General features: G+C 59.4%; 4 protein-coding genes and 1 pseudogene. 4 read left to right on the top strand and 1 reads right to left on the bottom strand.

Going from position 1 to position 7,129, the window contains the following annotated elements:
- Positions 1 to 207: 207 nt before the first annotated feature.
- Complete coding sequence (locus B3V69_RS05115) at positions 208 to 681, bottom strand: filamentous hemagglutinin N-terminal domain-containing protein (protein WP_296444402.1); 474 nt, start codon at positions 679 to 681, stop codon at positions 208 to 210.
- Between the two features lie 166 nt (positions 682 to 847).
- Between B3V69_RS05115 and B3V69_RS05110 the strand changes: the two genes are divergently transcribed.
- The 4 genes and pseudogenes from B3V69_RS05110 to B3V69_RS05095 all read left to right on the top strand — a co-directional run bounded on the left by B3V69_RS05110 (position 848) and on the right by B3V69_RS05095 (position 6,816).
- Complete coding sequence (locus B3V69_RS05110; protein ID WP_414707465.1) at positions 848 to 1,573, top strand: response regulator; 726 nt, start codon at positions 848 to 850, stop codon at positions 1,571 to 1,573.
- A 643-nt stretch (positions 1,574 to 2,216) separates the two neighbouring features.
- Positions 2,217 to 2,873 (top strand): annotated as a pseudogene (locus B3V69_RS20715) (sensor histidine kinase); the annotation flags it as partial.
- A 663-nt stretch (positions 2,874 to 3,536) separates the two neighbouring features.
- Positions 3,537 to 5,348, top strand: coding sequence for a DUF1800 domain-containing protein (locus B3V69_RS05100; RefSeq protein ID WP_296444401.1), 1,812 nt, complete (start codon positions 3,537 to 3,539; stop codon positions 5,346 to 5,348).
- A gap of 10 nt (positions 5,349 to 5,358) precedes the next feature.
- Positions 5,359 to 6,816 (top strand): DUF1501 domain-containing protein, encoded by a 1,458-nt coding sequence (locus tag B3V69_RS05095; RefSeq protein ID WP_296444399.1) that lies wholly within the window; start codon positions 5,359 to 5,361, stop codon positions 6,814 to 6,816.
- Positions 6,817 to 7,129 lie beyond the last annotated feature (313 nt).

Genomic DNA, 7,129 nt, shown 5'->3' with positions numbered 1-7,129 from the left:
AGCGTTTGATTTTGTGGTCAGGAACATATGACGTTCTGTGTGTCCGCGTTTTGTTCTATTGATGCTGTTAAATGCTTTTTGCATACAAGACTTTGAGTAGCCTTGACCTTAAGCAATGACAGAATAGTTGTCTGCCCCTAGAAATGGGGACAAACTGGTCCTTGCTGCAGAGTTTTCGATAAACCCGCCATTGCCACCTGTCGGCGCCTACGCGTCCAGCTTGCCGCCGACATTGACTTGTGAGCCAACCCCAAACTGCACACCATTGGGGTTGAGCACAAACACCCGGCCGTTGGCTCTAAAGCTGCCCAGTATCTGACTCGGGTTCTGGCCGGTGATGCGGTTCAGGACAATAGATGATGGGTTGGGTTGAGCAAAGCGCACCGCCTCGTTGGCGGCAATGCTGAAGTTCTGCCAGTTGATGGCCAGGTTCTGGCAGTTTTGGGTGATGGTGGTGGTGTTACCTACCTGCGCAATCGTGTCCACGCCGGTGCTGATCTTCCCGCCGGTGAGGTCAGCCAGTGCGATAAATGAAACCAGCGCGACCGCCGTCAGTACCACCATGCCAACGACGGCGCTATTGCCCCCGGAGCCCGACTTACCGCGCCCATTTGCGTTTTCGGAGCAGCAGACCCAGGCGTTGGTAATGTGGTTCCAGATCAAGCGGTAGATGTGGTTCATTGAGAGTTTCCCTGTTGGCTTGTGGTGCAGAGCGTAATTACTGCCATTTATTTATTGCCGATCCTAAGCGGGCAGGTGCCACCCGTCTGTCCGTAGAACTAGTGACAAGCTGGTTCCAGATATGTGGCACTATGGCTGCCCAAGTCGAATACTCACGTTTAGTCGGATGAGCGTGAACATCATCCAACCTATTTTTATGCAGCAGCCCCCACACAGCACCCACAGCTCCCTTATTCGTGTTGTTCTGGTAGAAGACGATGTCAATTTTCAGAATTCCTTGATAGAGGCCATTCAGGCGACACCTGATATGACGCTGCTGCGCGTGGCCGGCACCCGGACTCAAGGGTTGCAGATGATTGATGAGTTGGCTGTCGATGTGTTGCTGGTCGATTTGGGCTTGCCCGATGGTTCTGGCATCGATGTGATTCGGGCGGCACATGCAAAGCAGCCGGAGTGCAACATCATGGTCAGCACCACTTTTGGTGACGAAACACACGTCATGGAGTCCCTCGAAGCGGGTGCGTCCGGCTACTTGCTCAAAGACAGCGAACCACAAAGGATGGTGTTCGAAATTCGGAGCCTGTACGCAGGCGGCAGCCCGATCAGCCCGCTGATTGCGCGGCAGATTTTGAAGCGCTTTCGGAATGTCGGCATTTCGAACACGCCCCAATTACAACCCACCACCAGGCAGAGCTGCGCATTGTCCGCGCGCGAAAAAGAAGTGCTGGAATTCATCACCAAGGGTTTTACCTCGGACGAGATCGCCGATCTGATGTCCGTCACGCGCCAAACGATATTGACCTTTGTGCGGCGCATTTACGCCAAGCTAGAAGTGAACTCAAAGACAGAGGCAATTTTTGAGGCTCGCAATCAGGGCCTGCTGCCCCGCTAGCCGTGTTCTACCGGTATCCAGACTTGCCTGACTAATGCGCCACATCAACATGAAACGCAATCTGCTACGACTGGCCGAGGATCGCATTCTGGTGGAGCAGTTGCGACTGGTGCTTGGCAACGTGGGCAGCTCGGTGATTCCGGCTGTTCTGGCGGCAATCCTGATGTTGTGGGTACTGTCCAATGCAGACAACAAGGTGGGATTGGGACTGTGGTGTGTGGTGGTGATCCTGTCCAAACTTGGCTGTTATTTTCATGCACGTCACCACCTGCGCACTGGCATTTCTTTTCGATATGCGCACCTTCTGGTTGGACAACTGTTGTTGCTCAACGCGCTTGACGCCGGGCTCTGGGCGGCGCTGTGTTGGGTCACGCTCAACACCGCGACCATGACGGGCAGAAGCTTGGTGTTTGCGGTGCTCACCGGCATTGCCGGCAGCTCCATGTCACTGCTGGCACCGGTACTTCCGGTGTTTGTGGTATTTATCCTCGCTGAGTTGCTTGTGGTCGTCTCTAAACTTTTTATGATGGGTGACGGGTCTTATGACGCGCTGGGTCTGGCCAGTATTTTGTATGGGGTGACACTGATTGGGCAGGCGCGCAACAGTGCTCTGGCGGCCAGTGTGGCCGTTGTCCTTCGCTTTGAGCTGGCCGATAGCCATGCACGCTTGCGCGAGATCGAGCAGCGCCAAACCCTGGCGCAAGAGCGTCAGCGACTGATGCAAGACATGCACGACGGACTGGGCTCCTCACTCGTCAGCGCGTTGCGGGTGGTGGAACACGGAAGACTGGATGCGGTGGAAGTTGCGCAGGTTCTCAAGGGCTGTATCGACGACCTCAAACTGGCCATCGATTCAATGGAGCCGGTAGAGGCCGATGTGCTGCTGTTGTTGGCAACGCTGCGCTTTCGTCTGGGGCCGCGTCTGGAGAGCTCCGGTATTGCATTGCGCTGGAGTGTCAAAAATGTTCCTCCGCTGGAGTGGCTCAATCCCAAAAATGCGCTGCATATTCTTCGGATTTTGCAGGAGGCGTTTACCAACATCATCAAGCACACGCATGCTACCGAGATTCGTGTTGCAACGAGTGTTGATTACGATTGGGTAGCCGTCACGATTACCGACAACGGATCGGGCTTTGTTGTTGAAGATGCACTCAAACGTGGCGGCGGCAAGGGCTTGTCAAATCAGTTGAATAGGGCCGAATCCATCGGGGCTGAACTGCTTTGGAATTCAAGCCCGGCCGGCACCTGTCTGACCCTGCGCTTGCCACTTCAGCGCGGGAACATACATGCCACGTTGTAACTGTCGAAAGTCGCGAGTATCTCGACGTAGTGGGCCATCAGATATTTTTCTTCTCCGTTCAATTCCGGAACTAAAAAAATACTTCAAATCCATCGAACTGCGGAAGCCTGAGCTAGAGTCCGCACGGTTGACCGGTCTTACTCACCAGCTGGGGGGCTTCATGTTTTGAGTGTCTACTTGTCTCAGAATTCCCCGCCGCCAATGGCAGCAATGAAGACGGGAAGCCATCGATTGAATGACAACTTTATTGAACCACGACGGCGAAAAGTTTTCTGTTTCCCATAAGCTGTCACCCGTGAGCAACCGCTCCTGGTCGGGTGCGGGTGCTCCAGTTAATGAAATCAACGCCATATTGCCGACTTTCAAAGGCATATTTGAACGGCCTGTTTGGAGCGAGCACATCGGAAAGCTGTATAGCCGAAATCAGTCTAAAACGGCCTCTCAAAGAGGCATCAGAAACCGTGCCAGCATGGGTCTTCCAGAGTTGCTTGGGCGAACAATATAGTAAAGCCCGCCCAGACTTCGAACAGCCACCCTCAGGTGGTTTTTCTGCAACTCGCGGCAATTTCCCCGGTAACAAAGTGCAAGCGCCTTAGGTAAAACGAGTCTGTCCACTTAGCCTTGGGCCTCCGTTTTTTTACCCCTTTCTTGGGGGATATTGCCATGACGCAAAACCTTGTAAATGAAGTGGGCCTGCTCGACGCCACCGAAGAGACCCTGCCGGAGCGGCCTTCTGCGTCGGCTGGACCCATGACAGCGGCCGCGCTGGCGGCGGCTGTACTGGCCGCTTGCGGCGGGGGTGGTGGCGGTTCAGCGTCGGGCACCGTCGCCCCGGTCGGGGGCGCGAGCATCAGTCTGAACACGGCGGGCTTCAGCTACCTGATGCCCAGCAGCGATGAAGAGGCGGCGCGGTTCCTGCTGCAGGCCCAATTTTCCGCGAGTGACGCCGACATTGCCGCACTGCGGGCCACCGGCTGCGCGGTCTGGCTGGAACGCCAGGTGGCTCAGCCTTTTGGCCCGACCGGCTGGGATTGGCTCAACAGCCAGGGCTATGGCGATGTACTGAATCCCGCCAACTATTACGACAACAGTTACCCCGCCGACTACATGATCTGGAACCAGCTCATGAGCGCGCCCGACCCCTTGCGCAAACGGGTGGCGCTGGCTTTGTCCGAGTTTTTTGTCGTGTCGCTGTCGGGCCTGGATTTCAGCTGGCGCAGCCACGCCATGGCGCACTACTGGGACACGCTGGCGGCCCATGCCTTGGGCAACTACCGCGACTTGCTGGAAGCGGTCACGCTGAACCCGGCGATGGGCAACTACCTCAACACCCGAGGCAACAAGAAAGAAAATTCATCCGGCCGGCAGCCGGATGAAAACTATGCACGCGAGGTGATGCAGCTGTTCACGATCGGGCTGCTCCAGCTCAATCCCGATGGCACGCCCCAGACCGACGGCGCCGGTAACAAAATCGACACCTACGGCGCCAGCGATGTCAGCAACCTGGCGCGTGTTTTCACCGGCTATGACCTGGACCAAAGCCAGAATGTGAACACCGTGATACCGCAGGCCGGTGGCGGCACCCGCAACGTGGGCAATACGGCTTTTGCCCGTCTGCCCATGCTGCTCAGCGCCAGCAATCACTCCACGCTGGCGGCCACGTTTCTGGGTACCACCGTGGCCGCCAACACAGCGGGCGCGGCAGCGCTCCAGACCGCGCTGGACACCCTGTTCAATCATCCCAATACCGCGCCGTTTTTCTGCCGGCAGATGATCCAGCGGCTGGTCACCAGCAACCCGAGTCCGGCCTATGTGGCGCGCGTGGCGGCGGTCTTCAGCAACAATGGCGCGGGCGTGCGCGGCGACCTGGCACGCGTGTTTGCCGCGATTCTGCTGGACGACGAGGCGCGTGCGCCAGCCGGATTGACGCAGGCGGAATTCGGCAAGTTGCGCGAACCGATGCTGCGCCTGGTGCAGTGGGGCCGCACTTTTGGCGTCAACTCCAGCAGTGGCGGCTGGAAAATCGGGGACTTGAGCAATGCCGGAACGCAGCTGGGGCAAAGCCCGCTGCGCTCCCCCTCGGTGTTCAATTATTTCAGGCCGGGCTATGTGCCGCCCTCCACGGCGCTGAGCGCGGGCGTGGTGGCGCCGGAGTTCCAGCTCGTCACCGAGAGCAGTGTGGGCGGTTACCTGAACTACATGATGGGTGTGATTTCCAGCGGCCTGAATTCAGGTGACATGAGCGCGCCCTATACCAGCGAGCTGGCGCTGGTCACCGACGCGGCCGCGCTGGTGCAGCGCCTCAAGCTGCTGCTGTGCGCGGGACAGCTCTCCGTGGCCAACGAGACGCTCATCGTCAGCGCCCTGAACGCCACCGCCGTCACGGCCACCAGCACCAGCGCGATCAAACGCAACCGCATTTGCGCGGCGGTATTGATGGTGATGGCGTCGGCCGAGTACCTGATTCAGAAATAAAAGGCCTGTCATGCATTTGCTGCAACCCCACCTCCACACCCGCCGCGCCTTTTTAAAGCGATCCGGCCAGCTGGCGATGACCGGCGCCGCCTTGCCGCTGGCGCTGAACCTGGCCGCCATGGGCGAGGCCGCCGCTTTTGATGCGACCGACTACAAGGCGCTGGTGTGTGTCTTCCTGTACGGTGGCAACGACTACGCCAACACCGTGGTGACCTATGACGACCCCAGCTACAACCTGTACAACAGCATCCGTGGCGGTGGAGTCGGTCAAACGGCCGGCGGCATCGCGCTGGCGAAGGCCGATCTGGCGGCCACCCTGCTCAATCCAGCGACGGCTCCGGTGGATGCGTTGGGCCAAACCCGCCAGTACGCCTTGCATCCGTCCATGAGCGGCCTGGCGGGCCTGTTCAACGCCGGTCAGGCGGCGGTGCAACTCAACGTCGGCCCGCTGGTGATGCCGATGACGCGCGCGCAGTACACCAACAGCAACCGGTCCCTGTACCCGCTGCCGCCGCAATTGTTCTCCCACAATGACCAGCAATCGATCTGGCAATCGTCCTCGCCCGAAGGCTCCACGGTGGGCTGGGGCGGCAACATCGGGGACCTGGCCCTGTCCAACAACAGCAACGCGGTGTTTACCTGCATGTCGGTGGCGGGCAATGCCGTTTTCGTGTCGGGTGACAGCGCGCTGCAATACCAGGTCAGCACCAGCGGCGCCATCCGGATCCGGCCCGCCACCGATGCCTCGGTGTATGGCTCCAGTGCGGTGCGCAGTGCGCTCAATACCCTGATTCAGCAAACGCGGACGCAGAAACTGGAGAACGAATACAACCGGGTCACCCAACGCGCCATGAATGCCGAGGCGTCGGTGACGGCGGCCTTGGCGCTGGCACCGCCCAGCACCGTGTTCCCGACCGACAGCCTGGCGCAGCAGCTCAAAATGGTGGCGCGCCTGATCAAAGGCCAGGCCACACTGGGAGCCAAGCGCCAGGTGTTTTTTGTGTCGCTCGGTGGTTTTGACCTGCATGACAACCTGATCGCGCAGCAACCGACCTTGATGGACCGGGTGAGCGCCGCCATGACGGCGTTTTACAACGCCACGGTCGAGATCGGGGTGGCCAACAAAGTGACGACCTTTACCGCCTCGGACTTCGGCCGCACCCTGGCGTCCAACGGCGACGGCTCGGACCACGGCTGGGGCAGCCACCATCTGGTGGTGGGCGGTGCGGTCAACGGCCGGTCGTTTTACGGCACTCCGCCGCCTGTCAGTGTGAGCAATACGGCCGCGCCGGGCGACCAATGGCACGTGGGCCAGGGCCGCTTGCTGCCCAGTACCTCGGTCGACCAGTACGCCGCAACCCTGGCCAAATGGTTCGGCGTGGCCGACGGTGAGCTGGCCGGCATCTTGCCCAACATCGGCCGCTTTGGCGCTGCGGCTTACCCGGTCAATCTCGGGTTTATGCCGTAGCGAGATCAATTGCACCCGCGCTGAATTCCCCGGGCCGCGCCTCGATCGGTCCGGCTTGGGGGGGCGACGCTGGCGAACGCGAACGCGGGCGTGGCAGCCCCCAGTGACGGGCGCTTGGCTGAGGGTCGCTGACAGCGCTTCGTCATCGCTCAGATCGACGCGGGCCACTTCCAGCGGGTGCGCGCTGAGCAGCCAGTGGTAATCCTGCGTCCGAGGGCAATGGCCGGGCGCAGGATGGGAAATCCTCGTATCAATATGTAACAGTCAGGTGACTATGTTACGGCCAGCGCACGGCAGCCTGACGGTGAGTGTG

The sequence above is a fragment of the Rhodoferax sp. UBA5149 genome, assembly GCF_002413825.1.
Lineage (GTDB): Bacteria > Pseudomonadota > Gammaproteobacteria > Burkholderiales > Burkholderiaceae_C > Rhodoferax.
The sequence above is the reverse complement of the archived record's forward strand: the minus strand, read 5'-3'. Positions and strand labels throughout refer to the sequence as shown.

Bases quoted from the DNA above. Each gene is read 5' to 3' on its own strand.
- B3V69_RS05115 (WP_296444402.1), bottom strand. From the start codon at position 681: ATGAACCACATCTACCGCTTGATCTGGAACCACATTACCAACGCCTGG.
- B3V69_RS05110 (WP_414707465.1), top strand. From the start codon at position 848: ATGAGCGTGAACATCATCCAACCTATTTTTATGCAGCAGCCCCCACAC.
- B3V69_RS05100 (WP_296444401.1), top strand. From the start codon at position 3,537: ATGACGCAAAACCTTGTAAATGAAGTGGGCCTGCTCGACGCCACCGAA.
- B3V69_RS05095 (WP_296444399.1), top strand. From the start codon at position 5,359: ATGCATTTGCTGCAACCCCACCTCCACACCCGCCGCGCCTTTTTAAAG.